The following is a 23,176-nucleotide window of genomic DNA, read 5'->3' on the forward strand; positions in this document are numbered from 1 at the left end:
CGGAGGACGCCGTGGCCAACCGTCCGGCTGCTCTGGTGTCTCCAGCCAGCAGCGATCGCGGTCTTGAAGACCGCGATCGCCGTGTCGGCGGTCAGGTGCGCCGTGCGGGCCGGGACTCCGCGCCGCTGCAGGGCGTCGGCCAGCGCCTCGGAGAGGGTCGCGAGCTTGATCAATTCCCGCTCCAGCAGTCCAGGATGTGCCGTAATGACGCGCTGGCGCTGGCGGGAGTACTCGCGGTCGGCGGGGAAGACGTCTCCTGCGGTGCTCAGCGCGAGCTGAGAACCGCTCCCCGCTATTCGTCGGTGATCATGTGCTCGGCGGCTTGGACCTATTACCTGGTCGCTTTGAAGGTCAACTTCACCGCGACAGCTACGGGTGAAGCCCGGCGCCGCTGTGCCCTCAGGCGCCGTGATCGTCGCTGAACTCGGGCGGCAGGTCATCGCTGAGCAGATCCTCGACGCGGCCTTCGAGCAGCTTGGCGGTCTCGGTGGAGCGCGGCAGCATGGTGTCCTCGTAGGCGCGAACAGCCTTGCCGATGTTCGCGGAGCCGGCGAGTGCTAGCGCCAGGTCGGCGGCGTCGAGCATGGCGAGGTTGACACCGATGCCGAGTGGGGGCATGAGGTGGGCTGCGTCACCGAGCAGGGTGACGGTGGGATCGTGGTTCCAGACGTGCGGGACGGGGAGCGCGAAGATCGGCCGGTCGACGTACCGACCGTCGTTGTCGCTGATCATCCGCCGCATGCGGGGCGACCAGTCGACGAACTCGCCGAGCAGGTGGGCACGGATACCGGCGGTGTCGTCGGGCCGTAAGCCGGTGGCGGTGATCCAGTCGGCCGGGACCTTGCGAATGATGTAGACGCGGATGTGGTCACCGCTGTTGCGCTGGCCCCACAGCGCGCGCCGGCCGTCGGCACCGGTGGCACTGCCCGGGCCGACCAGCGCGGACAGCTCGGTGTGCCGATCGTCAACGGCGTGGAACCAGGCTTCGGTGAAGCTCACGCCGGTGTACTGCGGGACGGCCGGGGAGACCGCGGGGCGAACGCGGGAGAACGCCCCATCGGCGCCGATGACCAGGTCCGTCTCGACGATGGTGCGGTCGGCGAAATGCAGTGTGCGGGGGCCGCCGGCGGGCCCGCTGACGTGGGTGAGCGCCTGGCCCCACCGAACGGTGCCGGGCGACAGCGAATCGAGTAGAAGGTCACGCAGCCGGCCGCGGTCGATCTCGGGTTTGAGCAGTTCACCCTCCTCCGGGACAATGCGTGCCCGCGGCTCGCCGTCGGTGCCCAGGATGCGCATCTCCTGGCCCTCCGGGCGGGACAGCCGGAGGAATTCGTCGAGGAGACCGGCCTCGCGCAGGGCGAGCTGGCCGCTGTCGGCATGCAGATCGAGGCTGCCACCCTGGTCGCGGGTGTCGGGGCCGGGGTCACGGTCGTGGACGGTGACCGTGATGCCGTGCCGTTGCAGGATGCGGGCGCAGGTGAGCCCGGCGGGCCCGGCGCCGATGATGTCGATCCGCGCTTCTCTGGGTGAGGTCATGTCTCAAGAAAAGCAGAACGAGTTAAAAAGTGCAACGAGTCAATCTTTTGCTCGATGCAACTCACCCCTATACTCGGCGCATGACCCAGACACCTGTCGGCCGCCGAGAACGCAAGAAGGCGGCCACCCGGCAGGCGATCGCCGACGCGGCCCTTCGCCTGTTCCTCGAGCACGGTTACGACCGGGTGAGCCTGCGCGAGATCGCCGACGCGGCCGACGTGTCGACCACGACGCTGTTCAAACATTTCCCCGGCAAGGAGGCGCTGGTCTTCGACCAGGAGCGGGACAACGAGGCTCAGCTGATCGCCGCGGTGCGCGGGCGAGCCGACGGCCAGGACATCGTCGGCGCACTCCGCGAACACTTCCTCGACGCCTACCTGCCCGTCGCGCGGCATCCCCAGGCGGCCGAGTTCGTCGCGCTGGTCGACACCACGCCGGCGCTGCGCTCGTACGCCGAACGCATGTGGACACGGCACACCGACAGCCTCAGCGCCGCCATAGCTGAGGAGTGCGGTGCGGACCACGACGACCTCGGCTGCGGGGCGCTTGCCCGATTCGTCCTGGAGATTCCCGCCCTCGTCCGCGGCCGGCCGGACCCACGCGCCGCCATCGAGGCGATCTTCGACATCCTGGCACGGGGTTGGGTGCGACCGGACCCGGTCAGGTGACCAGACCGCGGCGGCAGGCGTCGACCACGGCCTGGACCCGGTCGCGCAGGCCCAGCTCGGTGAGGATCTGCGAGACGTACGTCTTGACCGTCTCTTGACTGATCACCAGGATGGCCGTGATCTCGCTATTGGGCAGCTCGTTCGGGATCAGGCACAGCGCTTCCAGCTCACGTGCGTTCAGCCGCACGTCGCCGGGGGCGTCCACAGTCGGCCGGGTCCGGGCGCGTACCGGTCGGCGAGCTGAGGGGTGGTCTCGAGGGCGTGCAGCGTGGCATCGGCCGTCACGGTGTGAATGCCGTGAACTTGGGGTGGAGCTCACCAACGTCACGGCATGGGTTTCTGGGTTCTCGGACGGCGGCCCGATTGGTTCAGTGGGCCCGCTGTCGGCGTTGCTAGATTCTGCTACTCCGGCAGGGAGGTCGATCGCCGATGATCAGAAATCGACCTTCATCCAGGTGTTCTGGTCGGCCGGGTCGCTCAGCTGCACGCCCTCGGCGATTCGCTTGATGGCGTCGCTCAACAGGCCGCCGCCGTAGCCTTCCACGTCGATCCGGTATTCGCTCTTGATGACGATGCAGCTTTCCCGGCCGGTGGTGCAGTGCACGCCCTCGCTCGTGGTGGAGTCGGCTTTTCCGGGTTCAAGGCCCTTCGTCACCGTGATCTTCAGATGGCCGGGTAGGACCTCGTCTATGCGGGTGGCCGGATCGGCGACCGGGCTCTCGTGCAGGAACACCTCGGAGACTGAATCGGTGGTGCTGGGCAGGGCCTGCCGTACAGCGACGGCCTGCCGGCCGTCCGGCAGGAACGTCAACCGGTACGGGACCTTCAGGTCGCGCTTCGCCGATGTGGTGAGCCCGGCGGTGATCTGCGCCGTCTGCTCCTGCGGGAGGTCGGGGCCGCCGTAGTTGGGTAGCAGGGTGGCCTAGGCGTCGTCGGCGTACTGCCCGGCGAGGGCGGTCATGACCTGCTTCTGCGCCGGGTCGACGGGGGAGATGTAGGTCCAGTCCCGGCCCAGCCTGGCCGTCCACGGTCACCGGGTACCGGTCGCCGATGATGGGGATCGAGTCGCCGGCGCCGCCGAACCTGGTGGTGTCGTAGAGGCCTTTGTCGTAGACGGCGATGGTCGCGACCTTCAACGGAGTCGCCGTCCCGTCGCCCAGGGAGACCACGGCGCAGGCGTCGTCCGGATGCTGTCGGCCGACGGCTCCCTATTCCTGTGGGCACCTCAATCGAGGAGAGCAGACATGAGAAGTGACGAAGAGGTTGTTCGCGAGGCATACCGGCTGTCGGAAGGCAACGTCCTCGACGGCCATGGCTTTCGTGCCTTGTTCACCGAGAACGGAACGTTCAACGACGTGCCGAACGCGCAGACCTTCCGCGGGGACCAGATACCTCAGGCACTGGCCGGCCTCGCCAGCGTCTTTCCCGACGTGCATCGTGAGCTGCTCGAAGTGCACGCGCTCGGCGATGTCATCGCCGTCGAACTGCGAATCCAGGGAACACATCTCGGCGCGTTCCCGACACCGAACGGCGAAATCCCGCCGACCGGTAACCGTATCGACGTGCCGACAGCGGATCTCTGGTATCTCCGTGACGGAAAGATCGAGACGTTCAACTGCTACAACGCGGCGAACGTGCTGCTCGCTCAAATCGGGGCCAACCCTGACTTCACGTCGGCAATCGAGGCCGCCAAGACAGCCACCACAGGCCTGAGCAGCCTCACCTGACCCCGCACCGTTGCCGTGCACGGATTCCAGACCGATCACCCGACCGACGCGCAACGCCTGATCGCCCTGTTGTCCATCCATTCCGGCGGGCTAACTGGACGGTACGCCCGCGCTGTGCCCCGCACCACCTGCGCTCGCCTGCTGGCGCAGGGTTACGAGGCGACTACTTCGATGGCCGGTGCAACCCTGGAGGTCGGTCGGGCCGTTCTACCCCCGGACAAGGAGGCAGCTGATTTGAGACCCCACGACGAACAAGCGTTCCGCGAGTTCGTGACCTCGCAGATGGCGTCGCTGCGCAAGCTGGCCTACATGACCTGTGGCGACTGGCACACGGCCGAGGACGCCGTGGCCAACGCGCTGGTCAAGCTCTACCCGCGCTGGCGCAAGCTGGAACGGCCCGACCTGTACGTCAAAACCATGGTCTACCGCGCCGCGATCGACGAGACCCGCCGGCCGTGGCGGCGCGAACGGACGACCGGCGACGGCATACCGGAGGTGGTACTGCGCGACCCGGCGGGCATGACCGACGAGCGCCTGCGCCTGCGGGCGGCGCTGGAGGCGGTGCCCGCCCGCCAGCGGACCGCCGTCGTCCTGCGCTACTACCTGGGCCTCAGCCTGGAGGACACGGCCAGCGTCCTCGAGTGCACGATCGGCACGGCGAAGAGCCAGGCCTCCCGAGGGCTGGCCAAACTGCGCGAGCTGCTCGCCGCCGAATGCATCAATCTCACCGGGGAGCCGATGGAGGAATGGACCAATGCAGTTGCGTGAATTCGTGGACGCCGTGACGGCCGACGAGCCGCCGCTATCCCGCACCGCCGACGACATCATCGCGGCCGGCCGGCGGGCCGAGCGGCGCCGCCGGGCCGGGTTCACGTCGGCCGGGGCGGCCGGCCTGGTCGCGGTCGCGGTGGCCGGCGCATTCGCGCTGCCCACGTTCGGCTCGTCCGGCGACGCCGCGCCGGGCACCACCGTCGCGGCGGGCGCCACGGCGGCGCCGACCGCCGCCAAGTGGGCCGAGGCGGCCCCGTTCACGTGGACCTTCCAGGGCTTCGAAGCCGGCCCGTTCCACGTGCAGGACCCGATCGTGGCCTCCACGGCCTACCAGATCGCCTCGGTCTACCAGGACGGCCGCATCTCCAACGACAAGTCGGTGTCGGGCGACGAGGCGGCCCGCGCGATGGCGGATAAGAGAAAGGGCAAGACCAAGCCCACCCTGTACGCCTACCTGACCGTCTACCGCCCCGGCGCCTTCGACCCGGCCGGTATCCGCGCGGGCAAGCAGGTAACCGTGGCCGGGCACCGCGCTGTGCAGGCCAACCTGCCGTCCGGGCTCGACCCGAAGAACCCGCTCGAGCCGGGTAACAAGCTGTTCGCGTGGGAGTACACCGCAGGCGCCTGGGCCGCCGTCACGTCGATCTCCAACGACGACGACGCCCCGTCGTTCGCCGACTTCGCCGTGCTCGTCACCGGCCTCAAGCCGAGCAAGCCGGCGCCGGCCACGGTGCCGTTCGAGGTCGGCTACGTGCCGGCGGGCTACGAGCCGCTGCAGGTCGGCTCGCACGCCATGCCCGGCCTGGACGGCATCTCGTCGGCCCGCGACGGCAACTACGGCGGCGCCACCTACACCCGCCCGACGCTGCCCGCATCCGGCCTGACCGCGCCGTTCGACTCCGGCGAGGACGCCATCACCGACGGCTTCCACATCTACGTCACGCCGAGCCGCAACTCCAACCAGTCGGCCCAGGCCGGCAAGTCGAAGTGCTACGACGGCGGCTTCTGCAACGTCTGGAGCGTCGACGGCAAGGTCCAGGTGCAGGTCAGCGCCCAGACCACCGGCAACAAGCTACCGATGTCGGAGCTGCAGAAGGTCGCCGCGTCGATCAAGGTCGCCGACGTGGCCAAGGAGTCCACCTGGACCCCGGCCGTAGACGCCCTACGCCCGTAACCCCGCATCCCGCCCCCACGGCGGCGCCGCACCTTGCGACGCCGCCGTTGCGGAACCAACGACGGGGTCTTTGTGTCGGTCGTCCCGCTAACCGAGTGCGTTACGTACAGAGCCTTTGCTACGTGCTTAGTGTCCCGCGCCGAGCGGTGACCAACCGCGACGGACTTGGTGGCGGCGCTTGTGGCGAGCCCACGGGCGGCCGCTGGCTGGATCGCCACGGCGGCCACGCCCGCATGACATTCGGGGCCTTGCTCGGCATCGTGCTAGTGGTGTGTTCGCAGTATCGGTAATGATCTCAGTCTGGTGTGGACATAGGCTCGGCCGGTGCGTGGTGATGGATATGCCCGGGGTGGGCTGCTCTCTCTGTCGGTGAAGATCTTCGCTCTCTGGTTTGTGGCGGCGTTGCTCGCCTGGCCGGCGGTGGTGCTGGTGAGTCCCGGTGGCGCGGATTCCGCCGGTGAACGGCCGGGTCCGGCTGTTCTGTGGCAGTCGGTGTCGGTGGCGCTCGCGGTGGCGGTGGCGTGGTGGTACCGGCCGGTGTGGCCGGGTCTGCGGCTTGTTCCGTTGCTGGGCAGGGCTGTCGCGGTGCTGGCGGCGGCCTCGGGCACGGTGCTGGCGTGGCATGCCGCGGGGATGCCTTCCTGGGGACTTGCGGGACCGGCAGGGGGGAACGCGCTGTTCGCTGTGCTCGGGTGTGTGGCGGTGTGGGCGGCGCTGGATCGGCTGCCGCCGGCCTGGCTCGCTCTGCTCGGTGCGCTGACGCTGGCTGCCGGCGCAGGTCTAGCCTTCGCCGTGGACGCGCGTGGTGCCGTGGCGGTGCTGACCGGCGAGGGAACCGGGCCGGAGTCGGGGTTGCGGTGGGGAATGGTGCTGACGATGGTGCAGATCGCGGCGGTGGCGCTGCTCGCCATAGCCGGGTGGCGGTTGTTCGATCAGTGGCGAACGGGAACGCTCGCGCACGCCGGTGATCGTAGTCAGGGCCAGTGGCCACCGAAGGCCGGTCAGGTCTGGTATGCCGATGTGCCGTTCCAGGAGAGTGACGGCGAGTCGAAGGACCGGCCTGTACTCGTGGTGCGTACCGGCCGGCGTCAGGCCGAGGTCCTGAAGATCACGAGCCAGGACAAGTCACGGTATCCGGAGCACTACCTGTTCCTGCCGTTCCCGAAGTGGCGGCAGGTACTGGACAAGAACAGCTGGCTAGAGTTGCGCCCGGTCACCCTGGACTATCACCGCTTCCACAACCTTCGCGGGCTGGCCCGCTACGGCACCGTGCGCACGGTCCGGGAACGGGTGAAGCCGCGCGCCGCCTCCTGAGCCTGCCGTTCCCCCGGCCGGCACAGGTCCTAGGCAAGAGGCCGGGCGCGACGCAGCCGAGGACGCGCGACAGGGGCCGGCCCGGGATCATGGCTGTAGCCGGCTACCCCCGTGCGGTGCTCGTAGACTGCGGCAGTGCGGATCGATCGACGGGTACGTGTGGCTGGGACCGGCACGGTGGCGACCGTCATCCTGGCTCTGGCGGCCCTCGGCGGCGTCCGTTGGTTCACAGCTGGAGAACATCTCGCCATCACCGCGCCGGCTGGTGCCACGGAGAAGTTGCCCGAAGGCGGCTACGAGGTGGTCGTGGATCTGCGCTTCTCCGAGGTCCACCACGATCTGCGCACCGATCGCGGCGCTGCGAGCGTGAGCACCTACACGATGCCACTCGACACGTCATGGGATCAGGTCCGGTCGACGGTGGCAGGGCAACTCGACGGCTGGGAGCAGGCCGGCGACTGTCCCGGCTCGAATCAGCAACAAGTCCGGTGCGCCTGGACCGAACCGGCCCGCTGGTGGCCACGCCAGGTGAAAATCGTCTTCATCCGGCCGCCGAAGACGGCCGAGGACCGCGCGGCTTGGCCGGACAACACCTTTCTGGTGATCGGTTCCGGTCTCGGCGGCACTCTGTGAATCAGACGTTTCAGCCGATTCCATGGATCAGAAGCCTCCCTCGGCGGTGGCTGTCAGCAACGGACTTCGGCAGCGACTCGTGATGATGGACCGCTGGCCGATCAGAAGGTTAGGGGTTCGAGTCCCTTCGGGCGCACATCTTCGTTTGAGGCCTGAGCTGCGGAAACGCGGTTCGGGCCTTTCTCGTTGTCCGGCCTTTGTAGAGGCTGGGTGACGTGTGGGTGGCACATGGGTGTCGTCACTTTCCGCGACGGAACGGGTTGCAGCGGCTGCGTGACCTGCGGCTTCGCTTCTTGCTGATGGGTCGTTTTCCGGAAGGTGTTTCTTTTTCGGCGCAGCCTTCGGGCCGGTTCTTCGCTGCCTTCTCCTTGATGCGTTTGCGGGTGTGCCGCGATGCGGCCAGGACCAACGCGGCGGTGGCGTCTGCGCAGCGGCGCTGGCTGTCGGGTAGGACGCTGGTGTAGGTGTCGGCGGTGACCACGATGCTGGAGTGCCCGAGCAGATCTTGGAGCGTCTTGAGGTCCGCGCCGGCCTCGTGCGCGAGGGAGGCGGCGCCGTGCCGCAGGTCGTGCAGCCGGACCGGGGGTAGGCCGGCGCGTTCGGTGACTTTCCGGAATCGGGTGGTGGCGTAGCTCGGGTTGATCGGTTCGCCGTCCTTGCGGGTGAAGACGTAGCCGGAGTCGACTCAGACCTGGTTGTTGCCGTGCCGCTTGTCGCGGTGGGCGGCCTGGCGGCTGCGGTGGGCGCGCAGGATCGCGACGGTGTGTTTGTCCAGGGCGACCGCCGGGTGTTCCCCGGTGAGCTCCCACTGTTCGACACGGCCTTCGGTCCAGACCTGGGCATGCGGGCGCCGGTACCCGGCGATCTCGACGTGCCGGGCCGGGTTCGACGCGATCAGCTCCTCGCACGGCCAGGTTCAGCGCCGCGCGCAGGGTGGTCCGCAGATGGTTGAGTGCCGATGGCGACTGCGGTTGACCTTTGGCGTTGGTGGTCTGGGCGATCTCGGCGAACACGGCACGCAGCAACGGCCCGTCGAGATCGGAAAGCCGGTAGTGGCCGAGCCGGGGGATGAGGACGAGCTCGACGTCGCGGGTGTAGTGCAACCGGGTCGTCGGCCGGATCCGGGTGCGGGTGTCGAACCAGTGCCGCAGCCACCGTTCGACGGTCCAGCCATCACCGCAACGCTGGGCGGCGCTGTCGGCCAGATAGTCCTCTCGCGCCGCCCGGGCCGCGACCTGGGAGACGAACCCACCGCGGCGGATCCGCTCGGAGCGGCCGAACAGGTTCGGTGCCGAGCACTGGAAGTACCAGGAACCGTGGCCGCGCTCGGGCAATCGGGGGCAGTTCTGCTCCAGTCGTTTGCCCTGCTGGTTGCCGCATCCGCATCGTTTGAAGGTCTTGTTGTTGCTGGCCATGACTGTCCTCCGCCGTCGCGCTCGTTGTATCGAGCGTGATACCTGCGGCTCCCAAGAGGATTCCCCCGGAGGAGGGACCTGACGGGTTCCGACAGCCAGCCGAGCCCGGAAGACGCCTCACTCAATTGGGTCACGTCCACCGAAGTGGTGTATGACCTGGTCTTTCCCGGTACGCGAAGGCGGCCATCGCAGATCCTTCGGATTGTCTAGATCAGAAGGAGAGACCTGCGATGGCCGCAGAACCGAGTCTGAACGTTGCCAGCCTGCTGCGCGAGCATCTTGAATCGGCGAGCCCTGATCTACTGCGGGCGATGGTGAAAACGTTCGCCGACGTGTTGATGTCGGCCGAGGTCGACGCGGTCTGCGGCGCCTAGTACGGCCAAGGCGAAGTGGTGATCGAGGGTTACTACTCCGATCGTGCTGAACGAATCGCCAACGAGCTCGCCACATCGCTGGGCGGGCGAGTTCAAGGCGACGACGAGGACTGAAGTTCTTGCCCGATTTCCTTCTCTCTGCCCTGGGCCTGCTGACCGAGGCGAAACCCGCCGGCATCGCCTTCAACCTCGCCGCCTGATCACTCCACCGGGATCTGGGCGGCGTAGCCCGCCTCCCAGGCGTACACGGCGACACCGACCCGGTTACGTACGTTCAGTTTGCGCTGGATGTTCGCGACGTGGGTCTTCACCGTCCCGGGCGAGATGAACAGCTCCGCGGCGATGTCCGCGTTCGTCCTGCCCTCCGCGACCCGGCCGGCGATCTCCACCTCCCGTGGTGTCAGCGCCTCGACCGGGACGGGCAGGGCCGGCGACGGCTGGGTGACGTGCTTGAGCAGCCGGACCGTGATCGACGGGCTGATCAGGCTGTCACCGGCCATCGCGGCCCGGACCGCCTCGATGATCAAGGTCGGGCCGGAACGCTTGAGCAGGAAACCCGAGGCGCCGTACCGCAGCGCGGGATACACGTACTCGTCTAGGTCGAAGGTGGTCACCACGACCACCTTCACCGCCCGGGTCACCGGCGAGGCGGCCATCCGGCGCGTCACCTCGATGCCGTCCATCCGGGGCATTCGCACGTCCACCAGCAACACGTCCGGGAGCGTGGTGGCTGCCGCCGCCAGCGCCTCCACCCCGTCGGCCGCCTCGCCGATCACCGTGATGTCCGGCTGGCTCTCCAGGATGCGCCGGAGGCCCTGCCGGACCATCGCTTGATCGTCGGCGATCAGCACTCGAATCCCCACCCGAAGCATCATGGCACGCCGCGTACACAGAGGACGGCCCCGATCCGGTCGTCACGTTCGCACGTTGCGGCGTGCCGCCCCGGTCAGCAGCGTCACGGCCACCAGGACCACAGCGCCGGCGGTGACCAGGAGCGGGCCGGGGCCGGCCGGCGCACCGTTCTCGCGGACGGCGCCCATCACGTCAACCGCGGCGATGCCGTTGATGGTCGCGTACCACCAGAGCAGGTAGAACGCCTGGAAGAGTCGGTGGGTACGGCTCAGCACACCCATCGCCAGAGCCAGCGACGGGATGAACAGCGCACCCGCCACGCAGGTCGATGCCCCGGCGGTGTCACCACCGGCCAGCATCCGGATCAGCGGTGCCAGACCGGTGAGGAGAGTCAGCACGACACCGGCGCCCCATTCGGCCACCAACCGGCGGCGGCTCCACGGGTAGGCGCCCAGAATGCCGTCCACACCGTACTCGACCCGCTGTGTGCCCAGCCGGGACCAGACCAGCACCGGCCAGATCCAGCCGACTGGCAGGACGAACTGCGTGACCGCTCCGAGCGGTAGGGCGAGACCGGCGACCATGATGGCCAGCACACCCAGCCACCACCAGCGCGAGACGCCCTGGACCAGGATCCGGAGTTCCCCGGCCACCAGCCTGCCGTACGCACCGCCCCGCTCCGGCGCCGGCAGCGACCGGATCGCCGGGGCGGCCACCTCGGGCCGGACCGGCGCCGCGATCCCGTGATGCCCACCACCGGAGGCCATCGGCATGAACGGCTCCGGAGCCGGGCCATGACGGCGGGCCGGGTCGAAGCGCGTGAACCACAGGGCCGGCGCCAGTGCCACCAGCAGCGCGAGCAGCACCATGGCGAGCCGGCCGGCGAGATAACCGGCGGAGATGTCCAAGCCGTCCCAGACGAATACCTTCAACGGCTCGTCCAGGTAGACCAGGCCGAGACTGAACCCGCCCCCGGTCATGTCGATGCCTTGCGCGGTCATGCTGTGCGCCATCGACGCGGCGACCTCGTGCACCCCGATCCCACCGAATAGCGCATCCGGCGACTGCCCGCCGATCGCCACCACCATCCAGACCACGAACCACACGATGTTGCCGAGCCCGGCCCGCAGCAACGGCACTGTCTCGAACAGCAGGGCCATACCGGCGGTGAAAGCCACCAACGGCAACGCCATCACCACGAACGGTGTCAGCAGGGCCACCGGCTCGACAGCGGTCTCCTCGCCGCGGGCCAGCTGCAGGATCAGAGCGGTCACCGCCAGCACGCCGACCATCGAGGACAGCACCAGGCAACTGCTGAGGAACTTGCCGGCCAGGTACCGGACCGTGGGCATCGGCGTCGCGGCGATCAACTGCCCGACACCGGTGCTCCGATCCCGGCTCACCCCGTTGCGCACCACGTAGAAGCCGCCCAGAGTCAGCCACAGCGCGCTGGTCAGAGCGATCAGGGTGCCGGTGTAGGCGGAGTTGTAGACACCCCGGTACTCGCCGATGTACATGACCACCCAGCGGGCGTCGCCCTCCGGCGCGGCGAGATATCCCAGCGCGACAGCGGCCAGCAGGATCACCGCGTACGCCGGGCGCCGCACCCGGTCCCGGAAGTCGGCCGTCGTCAGGGCGATCACATCCCGTACCGCCATCACCGCACCGCCGCCGTCTGCCCGGCGCCGAAATTGATCACCGCGAGGTAGGCGTCCTCCAGATCGGGCGCGACCCGCACCCAGTCCGGCCCCGGCGGCGCCGGCGAGAGAAGCCGGACCCGGACACCCGCGGCGGTACGCGCCAACCGGCTGATGAGGAACCGGTGCTGCAGGCCGGCGACCCGGTCAGCGGCGACCACGAGCTCCCAGACCTGCCCGTCCACCCGGCGGAGCAACGCCTCGGGCGTGTCCCGGCACAGCAGCCGCCCCTGGTCGACAACGGCGATGTCGGACGCCACCGACTCCACATCGGACACGATGTGGGTGGATAGCATCACCACCCGGTCGGCGGCCAGGTCGCTGAGCAGATTACGGAACCGGACCCGCTCCTCCGGGTCGAGACCGGCCGTCGGTTCGTCCACGATGATCACTTGCGGGTCGGCGAGCAGCGCCTGAGCGATCCCGACCCGGCGCAGCATGCCGCCGGAGTACTTGCCCAGCGGCCGCTTCACCGCCTCGGTCAGGTTCACCAGCTGCAGAAGCTCGTCGATGCGTGTCTTCGCGGACCGCGCCGACAGGCCCTTCGCCGCCGCCAGATAGCCCAGGAACTCCCGCGACGTGAGGTTGGGGTAAACCCCGAAATCCTGCGGCAGGTAACCGAGGGTGCGGCGCAGCACGTCCGGCTTGGCCACCACGTCGGCGCCGTGGAACAGCACCTGCCCGGAGGTGGGCTTGGTGACGGTGGACGCGATCCGCATGAGCGACGACTTGCCGGCGCCGTTCGGGCCGAGAAGTCCCAGCAAGCCGGGTTCCATCCGCAGCGTCACACCGTCGACGGCGCGCTTGTTCCCGGGATAGACCTTGGTGATGCCGATCAGTTCCAGCATGGTGACGGGCCTCTAGCCGGCGCGGCGGACGCGGGCGGTGCCATCCGCGGCGGCGACGTTGACGGACCGGCTGCTGCGGCTGTCCGAGGCGAGGCTGCCGGAGTCGGCACCTTTCACCCGGTACGTGCTCGCGTCGTTCGGAAGCGTCACCTCGACCGATCCACTCGCGCTCGCCTTGACACTGCGGGGCGCCGCGGCGAAGGCCAGCCTGATGCTGCCGTCGCCGGTCGTCTTCGCCGTGACATCGGCCGACCTGGCGTCGGCGACCGTGATGGCGCCGCCGGCGCTCACCAGGTTCAGCCGCCCGGCCGGGCCGGTGGCCTGCAACGATCCGTCGTCGGAGAGAGAGGCGTCCACGTCGCCGGCCACCGCGGCGAGAGTGATCCGGCTGCCTGAGGCCACCATGCGGATCCCGGCGCCCTTCGGCACGGCCACGGTGTACTTGGCGTCGCACTCGAGCGTAAGCCCCGAGCAGTGCGACCGGAGTTTCAAGGTGTCACCGGCCATCGACCAGGAGGCGTTGCCCTCACCCGCCGCCTTGCCGAACAGCTCGCGCCGCACCTCCACCGCGTCGCCCGGCCCCTCCTCCACCCGGACGGCGGCCTCGGCGACCTCGATCCGGACCGTATCGCCGGCAAACGGGAAACTTTGTGATTCGGTTTTGGCCGGTACGTCCGCGCCGGCGCCGCATGCCGCGATTCCCGAACAGGCGGCCACCGCGAGAACGGCGGCGACAACACGCTTTCCATCCGCATTCATTCTGAAAACCTCCGACCAGTTGCCTCGTTGATGAATTCAGTCTGTCGACGGGCGCCGGGCCGGACATCTGCCGAACGGGAGAGATGCGGGCACTTTTCAGGACCGGCCGGGCGGACCCATTGGGAAGACACAACGGACCTGCCACCCCTGCTCGGTACGCCCGGTGTCCAGCCGGCCGCCGAGCGCGCGCACCCGCTCCGCCAGGCCGGCCAGACCGGTGCCGCCGCCGGTCCGCCGGCGCAACAGGCCACCACCGGAACGGCCGTTGTCGGCCACACTGACCTCGATCTCCGGCCCCGGCAGCGAACGCACCCGGACCTGCACCTCGGTGGCCCGCGGCGCATGCCGGCGCACGTTCGTCAGCGCTTCCAGCACCACGGCGTACGAGGTGGCCTCCCGTTCCGGATCCAGCACCCCGGTCAGCTCGGCGGGCAGGTCCAGAACGGCGGTCATCGCCACGCCCGAGGAGAACCGTTCAGTCAGCGAGCCCAGGTCGGCCAGCCGGTGCACCCGGGCCGGGGCGGCGATCTCGTCCCCGTCACCGCCCGGCCCGCGCAGCGTGCGCACGGTCTGATCCATCGTCTCCAGGGCCCGTAGGCCCGCCGCCTCGATCTGCGCGAACATGTCCCTCACCCGGTCCGCGTCGGCCGGGCCGAGCTGGCCCGCCTGCGCCTCGAGCACGATGCCGGTGACCTCGTGGGCGACGAAGTCGTGCAGGTCACCGGCGAGGCGCAGACGTTGCGTACGCTGCGCCTCGCGCACGGCGAGCCGGCGCCGGCGGTCCTGTCCCCGCAGATACAGTCCGACCCCCACGGCGAGCGCCACCGGGAACAGCGCCAGCATCACCATCAGGATCGAGCCGTTCAGTACGGACCGGTCCATCCGCGCCGTGAACCGCAGCGGCAACAGCAGCGCCGCCACGACGACCAGACCGCCGACCCAGAACACCCGGCGGTGGGGCGCCAGACGGATCACCAGACCGGTCGACACCACCAGCGCCAGCATCTCGAACGGCAGCCAGAACAGCGCCAGACCGTGTGGTCCCGGATAGATCACGTCGATGGTCAGCGACATCCCCGCCGTCGCCGCGACCGCCGTACTCAACGAGACGCCACGCACCGGCCACCGGAAGAACGCCACCGCCGTCGCCACCGCCGCCGGAACAGCGACCACCCATCCCACCGGCGGAGCGAGCACCACCGGACTCAGTACCAGAAGCGCCAGCACCACACCCCACGCATTCCGGTCACGCCACACCGCGAGCGTTTTATTTCCCATGGCGGCCAGGGTAGGCGGAGGATTCATAGGCGGCCGTCGCTAGCATTTCAACTCGCCGCACAAATCTGCCGTTCCGCCGATATTTGAACGCCAGGCGGCCGGCAACCCCGGAGGCAGCGAAACGGGGCCGGCTCCGAAGAGCCGACCCCGCCCCGCGAGAACCCGCTTTCTCAGCCCTTCAGCAGCTGCCGCGCATCACGATCCGCTGCACCTGGTTCGTACCCTCGTAGATCTGGATGCTCTACGAGAGCACCTGTTCTGAACTGCGAAACTCCCCATCCCAGGGGGCTCGGCCAGGATTTGGCCAGGGCGCCCAGGACTCGTCTTATCTGTCGTGGTCAAGGTCGCTCTCTTTCACAGAGTTGGTGCCCGCTCAGGTGATCCGACTACGGATCGCCGGGCACTCGCCACGTCGCAACTAACGCAACCAGCATCACCACGTTGTGTCGCAAGCCCGGAAGCTCTCCGCAGCTTCGCCGGACGACGCCGGAGCCCGCTATGCCGACCTGTGAATAGCTGTTAGGCGCGGTCTGCGTAAGAGCGACGGAAGGAAGGCGATGTGCAGGATTCCTTTGATCTTTACCCTTAGGCTTGGTGCGGGCGATTCGCCTGGTTTAGAGCTATTCCGGAGCGTGCCATCGCTCGCGGATCGGGTCGTGCTGGGTGACAGCGCCTGCTGCGGTTCCGTCAGCCCGCCAGGCTTGCCGACCGCCCTGCCGTGATGGCGATCATGCCTCGGCGTGGCCGACAATGAACGTAGAGAAGATGCGCGGCTGCTCCTGAGTAGCCACGTACTGCGGCATGAGCCATAGAGCGGCCGATCCGAGTGCTCCAGGTTTCTCATCGGGCATGGGGCCCCGACGACGCTGGCTCAGTGCAGCAGGCTCCTCTGCGGGCGCTCGACTGCGCTCGCGCCGAACACCGTGGTGCCCATTCGCCGGCATCACGAAGCGGGACGCGGGTCACTGAGCCTGCACCGAACCATGGGCTGCGATCAGGAAGGTGGGCTCAAGCGTTGACGCCCAGCACCGCGGGTTAGGACGACCTAGCGTGGGGATTTCCGTGGCAATCGTCGCGGTCATCTCCCTCTCGGCCGTGCTGTCGGTTCTTCTTCTGGCTTGGTACTCGGTGAGCGTTGCCAGACGTCGAGGTGGCAAGACATGGATCGAGTTGCATGCCGCAGGCATCGTCCACTTCAGGTTTGGGACGGAGATCAATCCCTCCCTCGGCGACCGAAGCGCCACAAACCAGGACTCAGTCGAAACCGCGCCCGACGCGGTGGCGATTGAGCCACCTCCAGCGGAGAAGTCAAGCAGGCGCCGACGATCACGGTCGAAGCCGCGCGACAACCTTCCGAAGGAGGTGGGGTGACATAGATGTCGGCGGCGTGTCCTCAGCGGGCGCGCCGCTCGTCTTCCACTGGCGCGGAGCCGCTGAGGCCTCGGACCGCTGCGACGTGTGGCAACGCCCATGGAAGCTGGCAAAGGCCGGTGCGACCTCTGACATCAACGAGGTCGAGAGTATGGGCCGGATCCACCTGGAAAGGTCCAGCAGTACATCGCCGACGGCGTGATTGCTGGCGTCGGATCAGTATCCGGCCGAGTTCGCTGCTCAATGAACATGAACGCTCCTACCCCGTTTCGGACCCTGGGAAGCCATAGGTTCGCATCGCCACCCAGCCGGCGCCGGTACGGGACGCCAGGACGACCGGAAGCCGCTGTGCGGCGACCTCGAGATGGGGACCCACGGTGTTGGGGGACAGGCCGCGGCGTCCGGCGAGCCATTCGGTGAGGTAGGCGCCGGTGGTGGTCGGCATGTTGGCGGGGACACCGGCGCGGACGCGGGCGGCGACGGTGTCGAGGCTGGGTAGCGGGATGCCGTTCTTGCAAGCCTGCAGCATGTCGCCGATCTGGACGGCGAGGCCGGTGTCGTCCCCGGCGAGGGCGAGTAGCGAGCGGGCGTGGTCGAGTTCGGCGCGGGTGGTGTCGCGGTCGTCGAACCCGTTGCGGCGCAGCACCCGCCGGTTCTGCCGGGGTGCGACCGGTAGTTCGAGTTGGTAGCCCCAGGTGCCGTGGGTGGTGCTCCACGACCCGCCGGAGCGGTCACACATCACAGGCGCCGGACCCGCACCTCGACTACGACACCACGACCTGCCACCGGCGGGGCAGCGATCCGCCGCCGGTGATAGGCATGCACCCGCCCTGTGAGCTGATCACATAAAGGGCAGGCCACCGGCAACCCCTGCGTCCGCGCCGTCACCCTCACGACCGTGTCCGGGTCGACGACTTCGTCGATGACCAGCGAAGACAGCTCCGGAAGCAGGGTCCGGATCGAACCAGGATCACACCGCCGTCAGCCTGCCGCATAACAACCGACCACATCGGACCGCGCACCACCGTTTCTGCGCTAGAACCGTTTTTCTCTTGCAGTCCCTACCCTTGGGCTCGGTGGGGAGCTGTTCACTCTTCCTGAGGTGCGTCCGTCCTCAAGGAGCAGTTGTCGGCCTGGTGGGCGTCGAGGCCGCTGAGGATCTTCCGGGTGATGGCGTCGAGGGCCGACCGTCCCTCCTGGCCCAGGGGCTCGAGGAAGAGTGACTGGACAGCTTCGACGTGTCGGGGAGCAGCCCTGGCGATGAGGGTGAATCCTTCTTCGGTCAGGACGACGTCGGGGTACCGGGTGTGCGGCGAGGGCACCCGGCTGATCAGACCGCGTTTACCGGTCCGAGTCAGCTGGTGGGACAGGCGGCTCGGTTCCCAGCCGGTGCTCTCGACGAGGGTGGCCACCGGCAAGCGTTGCCCGGGGGCTTCGGAGAGGCGCGCGAGGAGCTCGTACTCGGGTACCGACATGCCGCACTCGTGCTGTAGGTGCTGTCGCAGGTGGCGCTCGAGTTCCCTGACCATCGTCAGGTAGCTCCGCCACGTCTCCTGCTGGATGTCGTCGAGCCAGGTCTCAGCCGCCATGGTCAGCATCCTACAAGCCAGCTTGACACATCAAGCTGAGGCTCCCTAAGGTCTAGCTTGACACGTCAACCTAATGAATCGGGCTGAGAATGAGCGCGAAACGCATCATCACCGTGCTGGGCGCCACCGGGGCTCAGGGAGGCAGCGTCGTCCGCGCCATCGCGGCCGATCCCACCAGCGGGTTCACCGTTCGCGCGGTGACCCGGGACAGGGCGAAGGCCGAAGACCTCCTGGCCGCCGGTATCGAGGTGGTCGAAGCCGATCTGGACGACGAGGCGAGCCTGCGCCGTGCTCTCGACGGCGCCCACGGAGCATTCGTGGTGACGAACTGGTGGGAGCCGCCGGCCGCGGGCTCGGCCTGGACATCCCGGACCGAACGCGAACAGGGCCAGGCCGCAAACGCAGCCCGGGCGGCCGCCGCGACCGGCCTGCGACACGTCATCTGGTCCACACTGGCCGACACCAGGTCCTACCTGCCGGACGCCCCGCGCCAGGAAGCCGGGTACACCGTGCCGCACGCCGACGGCAAAGCCGAAGCGAACGCGTTCTTCCTCGACGCGGAGGTCCCCACCACATTCGTGACCGCGCCGATGTACTACGAGTCGCTGTTCACCTTCAATGCCCCGCGACGCACGCAGGACGGCACCCTCGTGCTGGCGATGCCGATCGGTTCCGCCCGAGTGGTCAGTGGCACCGTCGACGATGTCGGCCGTATCGCGTACGCCATCTTCAACAGGGGTGACGCCCTCGTCGGCCGCACCGTGCCGATCGCGAGCGACCTGTGCTCCGGAGAGGATTTCGCCGCCGGAGTTGCCGACGCGCTCGGCGAACCCGTGCACTACGTCCCGGTCGATCCGGCCGCGCTGGCCCACTCGGGCATGCCCGACGCCGGCGAGCTGGCCAACATGTTCCAGTACTTCGTCAACGCCGAAAAAGACCTCACCCAGATCGACTTCAACTGGCTGCGTGACCTCAACCCGGGCCTTCAGCCGTTCACCACTTGGGCGTCCGCCAACCGCCACCGCTTCCGGGCTCTCGACCTCTGAGGCCGAGGAGCACCTTGCGGGGCCGGTGTGTCTATGGGCCGTCTCGGGCCGCCTTCCGACTGCGGCCCGTCGATCGTCGCATCGGCCTGTCGGCGCCCGGCGACGTCAGGGCCGGGACGGCGGGAACCGCGCACTCCGGCGCTTCGGGACCGGTCCAGGATGTTTGCTGGAGCAGGTCGATCGCCTCGGCCTGCTGGAAACCTTCGGTCAGCATCGGCTGGTGAGACTTGCCCGGCGGCGCCGGTGGGCGGGCGGCGGACTCGGATGCGAGGCAGTCGAGGTCCCCCGTTTCGTGGTCCGGGCGCCTCGATGCCCGAACCACAAGCGCAACTTCAGCGACCCTGCCGGTAGGCACGTAGTGTCATGCGCTGCAAATCCGGTGAACCGGCGAATCGGACGCAGCGTTGAGCCGTAGCGCGACAGCCCGCCTTCGTCCGCCGCAGAGGCTGAAGGCTGATGTTTCCGCAGCAGCCCGACCATAGGGCTGACGAGGCTTTTCACCGTGCGTCACCTCGGACCGCCCTACCGCTCAACGCCGCTTTGCGAGGGTCGTCGTGAGCGCCGGGAACGAGGACGTCTCACCACTGTCGTCCGATGGGATGACACGGCGCCCGCGAGAACATCACTTCCTGCCGACGCGCGGCCCCGGCCGGCACTGCGAATCTTGACGCAGTCGGCCAGAGCCGATCAGGCATTCCGGGGTGGAGTGCCGTCAGCGACCGCGGGGAGACATCGATGAACTACACGCCCTGGATCATTCGGGTCGGCGCCAACACCGTGGACGGGCTCGCTGTCGTTCCCTTGGTGGTTGCCGCCGAATTCATCGACGAACCGGGCGTCCCACGCCTGATCGCGGTGGTCGTGGGAGTGGTCTCGATGGTGCTGTTCGGTTACAACCGCTGGTACCTGGCCGGCCGGACAGGTCAGAGCTGGGGACGCAAGGCGCTCGGTGTCCGGTTGGTGGGTGACGGCACCGGCCGGCCCGTCGGGGTGGGCCGGGCTGCTCTCCGCGACGTGGCTCACGCCCTCGACGTAGCCGTCTGTTACCTCGGCTACCTGCTGCCGCTGGTCGTCGCCAAGCGCCAGACGATCGCCGACATGGTCTGCCGGACCGTCGTGGTCGGGGACGTGCCCGCGCCGGAACTGGCGAAAAACCGGGCATGACCATGACACTGAGGGAGACACTCTTCCTGCTCGCGCATCACCCGTCCGGCCGGCCCCGCATCCCGAACTTCGTCCTGGAGGCCGGGTTGGGTGCCGCCGCTCTGATGGAGCTTCGCCACCTCGGCATCCTCGAGGTGACCGGTGACGGACACGTGGCAGCCCGCCGTACGGCCCCCAGCGGCGATCCACTGCTGGACCGTCTTCTCCACCAGTTGACCACCGGGCCGTCGCGCCGACCACACGAGCTTCTGCCTGCCTGCGGCGAAGACGTCAAACAATCGGTCATGGCCGGGCTCGCCGCACACGGTCACTGTCGGCTCGATCCCGCCGGGCACGTGGTCGCGGTGGACCTCGCCGGTCACCGCGACGACGCCCGCCGCGCGATCAGGGACAGCGTGCACGGCGGCGTCGCCTCCGACCTCGGCACACTGCTGTGGGCGACGGAATTGGGCGGGTACGTGCTGGGCCCAGCCGCACTCATCACGCGGCTGCGACTCGGCAGGCAGTCCGCGGCGGACCCGCTCGCGCTGGCCGTGCGTCAGGCCTTCCCGCTGCCCGCCGGCGCTTTCCGGATCAACGGCAGCCCCGGTGCGAACTGATGAGCCCGCACATCAGTGGTGGAGCAGACCGGACTGGTGCACCAGCCGCGCGGCCTGCACGCGGTTGTCGCACTCCAACTTGGCGAAGAGCCGACTGATGTAGGTCTTCACGGTTGCCTCGGTGATCCACAACTGCTCGCTGATAGCGGCGTTCGAGAGGCCTTGTGCGATCAGCAGAAGCACCTCGCGTTCCCGATCGCTGAGGGCGGCGAGCCGTGCAGCGGCAGCGAGCTCTCCCGGTGTCGTCGCGGGGGGCAGCCGGTCGAGGACCTGCCGAGTGATGGACGGTGTCAGGAACGCCTCGCCCGCGGCGGCCGCCCGGATCGCCCGGGCGAGGTCGTCGACCGCCGAATCCTTGAGCAGGAAACCGGCTGCCCCCGCGGCGAGGGCCTCCGACACGTAACCGGCCTCGCCGAAGGTCGTCAGGATGATCACCGCTGAGGCCGGGACTGTCCGGCGGATCTCCCGTAGCGCGGCGAGCCCCTCCATCACCGGCATCCGGATGTCGAGCAACACCACGGTCGGCCGGTGCCGGACAGTCAGATCGACAGCTTCACGGCCGTTCGTCGCCTCGGCGACGACCTCCACATCAGGCAGCGGTGTGAGGATGAGGCCTATCCCGGCGCGTACGAGTCCGTCGTCGTCGGCGATGAGTACCCGGATCGGTTCGGTCACCGGACCACCCTAGGCGTCGGGCTCGTAGAAAGCCTGTTTGGCCGCCAGTACCCCGTCGGCGAAGCAGAACCGGTAGTGCAGATCGCCGGGGTGCTCGTCACTCAGCTGTGCGATCAACGACGCCTGGTAGTCGATACAGGTGGTCCCCTGCGGGGCCGCACCACCGCCGGTGGTGCCCACAGTCGCCGCCTCCGGGTCCGGCAAGCTGTCGCGTACGTCCATCTCGCTCTGGCCGACCGTGGCCGCGTCGTAGGTCTTCCGGTCGACGGTGATCATCGTTTCACCGAGGATCAGCGAGCCCGCGCACAGTCCGACAACACCAGCGACACCGACACCCAGGGCGATGAGCCCGATCCGGGATCGTTGCGCGGACCGGTACATCTGCTGGGTGAAGTCCCCGGCCGGTTGGGGCGCAGGCAGCGCGGCGTCGGACACCTGCCCGTCATAGGGGAGCATCGCAGCGATCCGGAACCGGCCGTCCGGGGTACGGCCGTGATAAAGCGCGCCGCCGGCCAGGCGGATTCGTTCCCCGAGCCCGATCAGCCCTTGGCCGGAGGTGGGCCCGTCGTGCGGCGGCCCGGGGTCGTTGACGACTTCGGCGATCACCGCGTCCGGTTCGTAACGCAGGGCCACCCTGACCGCCCCACCCCGGGCGTGGCGGAGGGCGTTGGTGACGCCCTCCTTGATCACTCGGTAGGCGGCGTGCTCGACCATCGGCGCCAGTGGCCGGGCCTCGCCGTCGCGGTGCAGAGCGATCTCGGTGCCCGCCGAGCGGGTCCTGACGATCAGGTCGTCCAGGCTGCTCAACGGCCTCGCGACGCCCTGCTCCTCGCCGTTCTCCTCATGCAGGATGCCGAGGATCTGCCGTAGCTCGCCCATGGCGGCGGCAGACGTCGTACGCAGAAGTCCGATGGTCTTCTCTCGTTGCGCCTCGTCGGCGGTGGCGAGAGTGCCCGTGTAGAGCGAGATGAGGGTCAGCTGGTGTCCCAGCGAGTCGTGCAGGTCGCGGGCGATCCGGGTGCGTTCCCGCTCACGAGCCTGCCGGGCCACTGCGGCCTGCTCGTCGAAGAGCTGCACGTTACGGGTGTGCATCGCGGTCACCAACCGCCGGCGCCGGCCGACGACCCAGGCCACCATGGCCGGCAGCACCCCGAACATCAGGTAGTCGGCGACCAGAATCACCAGTGACCCGAGGTCGATCGCGTCCGTGTACAGCAGGGTGGGGCCGAGGCACAGCATTCCGACGACGAAGGCTGCCACGGTACGTCCGCGATGGGTCATCCGATACCCGGCGGCGATGGCCATCACCGCCATGACGAGGGGGTTCTGCCCACCGGTCATCGCGCCGACGACCGCAGCGGCAGCGAACGCGCCCGCCGGATGCACCAACCGCAACGGAACCAGGACCAGCGCGCTGACGGCCACCAGGGCGAGCGCGGCGGGCGCCATATTGAAGGCCAGGGCCGGCACGACGGAGATCACACAGATCAACAGCGCGAGGCCGATCTCGTACGTGAGCCGGGCCCGCCCTGCGCCACGGGCCGCGGCCCACCAACGATCAAGCGTGGCTCGAATTGTCACGCCCCACTATGGATCAGTGCCGCGACGCCTCGATCCGAGGGACATGCCCGGCGGTGACGGCGGGCGAGCCGTGGATCCGGATGCGAGGAAGCCGACGTTACCGCG

The 23,176-nt window shown here is 68.6% G+C and carries 23 protein-coding genes and 3 pseudogenes; 11 read left to right on the plus strand and 15 right to left on the minus strand.

Going from position 1 to position 23,176, the window contains the following annotated elements:
* Positions 1-399 precede the first annotated feature (399 nt).
* Positions 400-1,536 carry an FAD-dependent oxidoreductase gene (locus tag Aut01nite_RS40485; RefSeq protein WP_043528755.1) on the minus strand — a complete coding sequence of 379 codons (1,137 nt, stop codon included), beginning with the start codon at positions 1,534-1,536 and terminating at the stop codon, positions 400-402.
* An 80-nt stretch (positions 1,537-1,616) separates the two neighbouring features.
* On the opposite strand from Aut01nite_RS40485, the gene Aut01nite_RS40490 reads away from it, so the two are divergent.
* Positions 1,617-2,204, plus strand: coding sequence for a TetR/AcrR family transcriptional regulator (locus tag Aut01nite_RS40490; protein ID WP_043528757.1), 588 nt, complete (start codon positions 1,617-1,619; stop codon positions 2,202-2,204).
* Here Aut01nite_RS40490 and Aut01nite_RS44675 read toward each other — a convergent pair.
* Both Aut01nite_RS44675 and Aut01nite_RS40500 read right to left on the minus strand, forming a co-directional pair.
* Positions 2,197-2,519 (minus strand): annotated as a pseudogene (locus Aut01nite_RS44675) (LuxR C-terminal-related transcriptional regulator); the annotation flags it as partial. The gene Aut01nite_RS40490 and the pseudogene Aut01nite_RS44675 overlap by 8 nt on opposite strands.
* 118 nt (positions 2,520-2,637) lie before the next feature.
* Positions 2,638-3,015 carry a hypothetical protein gene (locus Aut01nite_RS40500; RefSeq protein ID WP_043528759.1) on the minus strand — a complete coding sequence of 126 codons (378 nt, stop codon included), beginning with the start codon at positions 3,013-3,015 and terminating at the stop codon, positions 2,638-2,640.
* Between the two features lie 433 nt (positions 3,016-3,448).
* Between Aut01nite_RS40500 and Aut01nite_RS40505 the strand changes: the two genes are divergently transcribed.
* The 5 genes from Aut01nite_RS40505 (at position 3,449) to Aut01nite_RS40525 (ending at position 7,823) form a co-directional block, all read left to right on the plus strand.
* Positions 3,449-3,931 (plus strand): ester cyclase, encoded by a 483-nt coding sequence (locus Aut01nite_RS40505; RefSeq protein WP_043528761.1) that lies wholly within the window; start codon positions 3,449-3,451, stop codon positions 3,929-3,931.
* Positions 3,932-4,165: 234 nt separating this feature from the next.
* Positions 4,166-4,699, plus strand: a complete 534-nt coding sequence (locus tag Aut01nite_RS40510; RefSeq protein WP_043528762.1) for a SigE family RNA polymerase sigma factor — start codon at positions 4,166-4,168, stop codon at positions 4,697-4,699.
* Entirely contained in the window at positions 4,686-5,876 is a 1,191-nt protein-coding gene (locus Aut01nite_RS40515; RefSeq protein ID WP_043528764.1) for a hypothetical protein, read from the plus strand. The genes Aut01nite_RS40510 and Aut01nite_RS40515 overlap by 14 nt, the downstream gene beginning before the upstream one ends.
* A gap of 492 nt (positions 5,877-6,368) precedes the next feature.
* A complete protein-coding gene (locus tag Aut01nite_RS40520; RefSeq protein ID WP_152628910.1) occupies positions 6,369-7,190 on the plus strand; it encodes a type II toxin-antitoxin system PemK/MazF family toxin in 822 nt (273 codons plus the stop codon).
* 177 nt (positions 7,191-7,367) lie between these two features.
* A complete protein-coding gene (locus tag Aut01nite_RS40525; protein WP_152628911.1) occupies positions 7,368-7,823 on the plus strand; it encodes a hypothetical protein in 456 nt (151 codons plus the stop codon).
* A 238-nt stretch (positions 7,824-8,061) separates the two neighbouring features.
* Here Aut01nite_RS40525 and Aut01nite_RS44065 read toward each other — a convergent pair whose 3' ends face one another.
* Together Aut01nite_RS44065 and Aut01nite_RS44070 are read right to left on the minus strand one after the other, a co-directional pair.
* Positions 8,062-8,304 carry a hypothetical protein gene (locus Aut01nite_RS44065; protein ID WP_236642922.1) on the minus strand — a complete coding sequence of 81 codons (243 nt, stop codon included), beginning with the start codon at positions 8,302-8,304 and terminating at the stop codon, positions 8,062-8,064.
* Between the two features lie 30 nt (positions 8,305-8,334).
* Positions 8,335-8,466: pseudogene (locus tag Aut01nite_RS44070) on the minus strand (site-specific integrase); the annotation flags it as partial.
* Positions 8,467-8,794: 328 nt separating this feature from the next.
* Between Aut01nite_RS44070 and Aut01nite_RS44075 the strand changes: the two are divergent.
* A complete protein-coding gene (locus Aut01nite_RS44075) occupies positions 8,795-9,277 on the plus strand; it encodes a hypothetical protein (RefSeq protein ID WP_236642923.1) in 483 nt (160 codons plus the stop codon).
* A 191-nt stretch (positions 9,278-9,468) separates the two neighbouring features.
* Positions 9,469-9,609 (plus strand): annotated as a pseudogene (locus Aut01nite_RS40535) (IS256 family transposase); the annotation flags it as partial.
* A 203-nt stretch (positions 9,610-9,812) separates the two neighbouring features.
* On the opposite strand, the gene Aut01nite_RS40540 reads toward Aut01nite_RS40535, so the two are convergent.
* The 8 genes from Aut01nite_RS40540 to Aut01nite_RS40575 all read right to left on the minus strand — a co-directional run bounded on the left by Aut01nite_RS40540 (position 9,813) and on the right by Aut01nite_RS40575 (position 18,006).
* Complete coding sequence (locus Aut01nite_RS40540) at positions 9,813-10,484, minus strand: response regulator (RefSeq protein ID WP_201775577.1); 672 nt, start codon at positions 10,482-10,484, stop codon at positions 9,813-9,815.
* A gap of 42 nt (positions 10,485-10,526) precedes the next feature.
* Entirely contained in the window at positions 10,527-12,122 is a 1,596-nt protein-coding gene (locus tag Aut01nite_RS40545) for an ABC transporter permease (protein ID WP_043528812.1), read from the minus strand.
* Positions 12,122-13,009: an ABC transporter ATP-binding protein gene (locus Aut01nite_RS40550; RefSeq protein WP_043528769.1), complete on the minus strand. Its 888-nt coding sequence runs from the start codon at positions 13,007-13,009 to the stop codon at positions 12,122-12,124. The genes Aut01nite_RS40545 and Aut01nite_RS40550 overlap by 1 nt, the downstream gene beginning before the upstream one ends.
* Before the next feature lie 12 nt (positions 13,010-13,021).
* Complete coding sequence (locus Aut01nite_RS40555) at positions 13,022-13,768, minus strand: GIN domain-containing protein (protein WP_161790692.1); 747 nt, start codon at positions 13,766-13,768, stop codon at positions 13,022-13,024.
* A gap of 96 nt (positions 13,769-13,864) precedes the next feature.
* Entirely contained in the window at positions 13,865-15,046 is a 1,182-nt protein-coding gene (locus tag Aut01nite_RS40560; RefSeq protein ID WP_043528771.1) for a sensor histidine kinase, read from the minus strand.
* Between the two features lie 1,630 nt (positions 15,047-16,676).
* Positions 16,677-17,156 (minus strand): hypothetical protein, encoded by a 480-nt coding sequence (locus tag Aut01nite_RS40565; RefSeq protein ID WP_052164168.1) that lies wholly within the window; start codon positions 17,154-17,156, stop codon positions 16,677-16,679.
* Complete coding sequence (locus tag Aut01nite_RS44555) at positions 17,156-17,311, minus strand: transposase family protein (protein ID WP_307837562.1); 156 nt, start codon at positions 17,309-17,311, stop codon at positions 17,156-17,158. Before Aut01nite_RS44555 ends, Aut01nite_RS40565 begins: the two co-directional genes overlap by 1 nt.
* Positions 17,312-17,505: 194 nt before the next feature.
* Entirely contained in the window at positions 17,506-18,006 is a 501-nt protein-coding gene (locus tag Aut01nite_RS40575) for a MarR family winged helix-turn-helix transcriptional regulator (RefSeq protein ID WP_043528815.1), read from the minus strand.
* Between the two features lie 89 nt (positions 18,007-18,095).
* On the opposite strand from Aut01nite_RS40575, the gene Aut01nite_RS40580 reads away from it, so the two are divergent.
* The 3 genes from Aut01nite_RS40580 (at position 18,096) to Aut01nite_RS40590 (ending at position 20,815) form a co-directional block, all read left to right on the plus strand.
* Positions 18,096-19,052, plus strand: coding sequence for an NmrA/HSCARG family protein (locus Aut01nite_RS40580; RefSeq protein ID WP_043528773.1), 957 nt, complete (start codon positions 18,096-18,098; stop codon positions 19,050-19,052).
* 735 nt (positions 19,053-19,787) lie between these two features.
* Entirely contained in the window at positions 19,788-20,216 is a 429-nt protein-coding gene (locus Aut01nite_RS40585) for an RDD family protein (RefSeq protein ID WP_052164170.1), read from the plus strand.
* Entirely contained in the window at positions 20,213-20,815 is a 603-nt protein-coding gene (locus tag Aut01nite_RS40590; RefSeq protein WP_083999525.1) for a GOLPH3/VPS74 family protein, read from the plus strand. The genes Aut01nite_RS40585 and Aut01nite_RS40590 overlap by 4 nt, the downstream gene beginning before the upstream one ends.
* Positions 20,816-20,827: 12 nt before the next feature.
* Here Aut01nite_RS40590 and Aut01nite_RS40595 read toward each other — a convergent pair whose 3' ends face one another.
* A complete protein-coding gene (locus tag Aut01nite_RS40595) occupies positions 20,828-21,490 on the minus strand; it encodes a response regulator transcription factor (RefSeq protein ID WP_043528777.1) in 663 nt (220 codons plus the stop codon).
* 9 nt (positions 21,491-21,499) lie between these two features.
* Entirely contained in the window at positions 21,500-23,071 is a 1,572-nt protein-coding gene (locus Aut01nite_RS40600; RefSeq protein ID WP_152628914.1) for a sensor histidine kinase, read from the minus strand.
* Positions 23,072-23,176 lie beyond the last annotated feature (105 nt).

The organism is Actinoplanes utahensis, assembly GCF_016862455.1.
Lineage (GTDB): Bacteria > Actinomycetota > Actinomycetes > Mycobacteriales > Micromonosporaceae > Actinoplanes > Actinoplanes utahensis.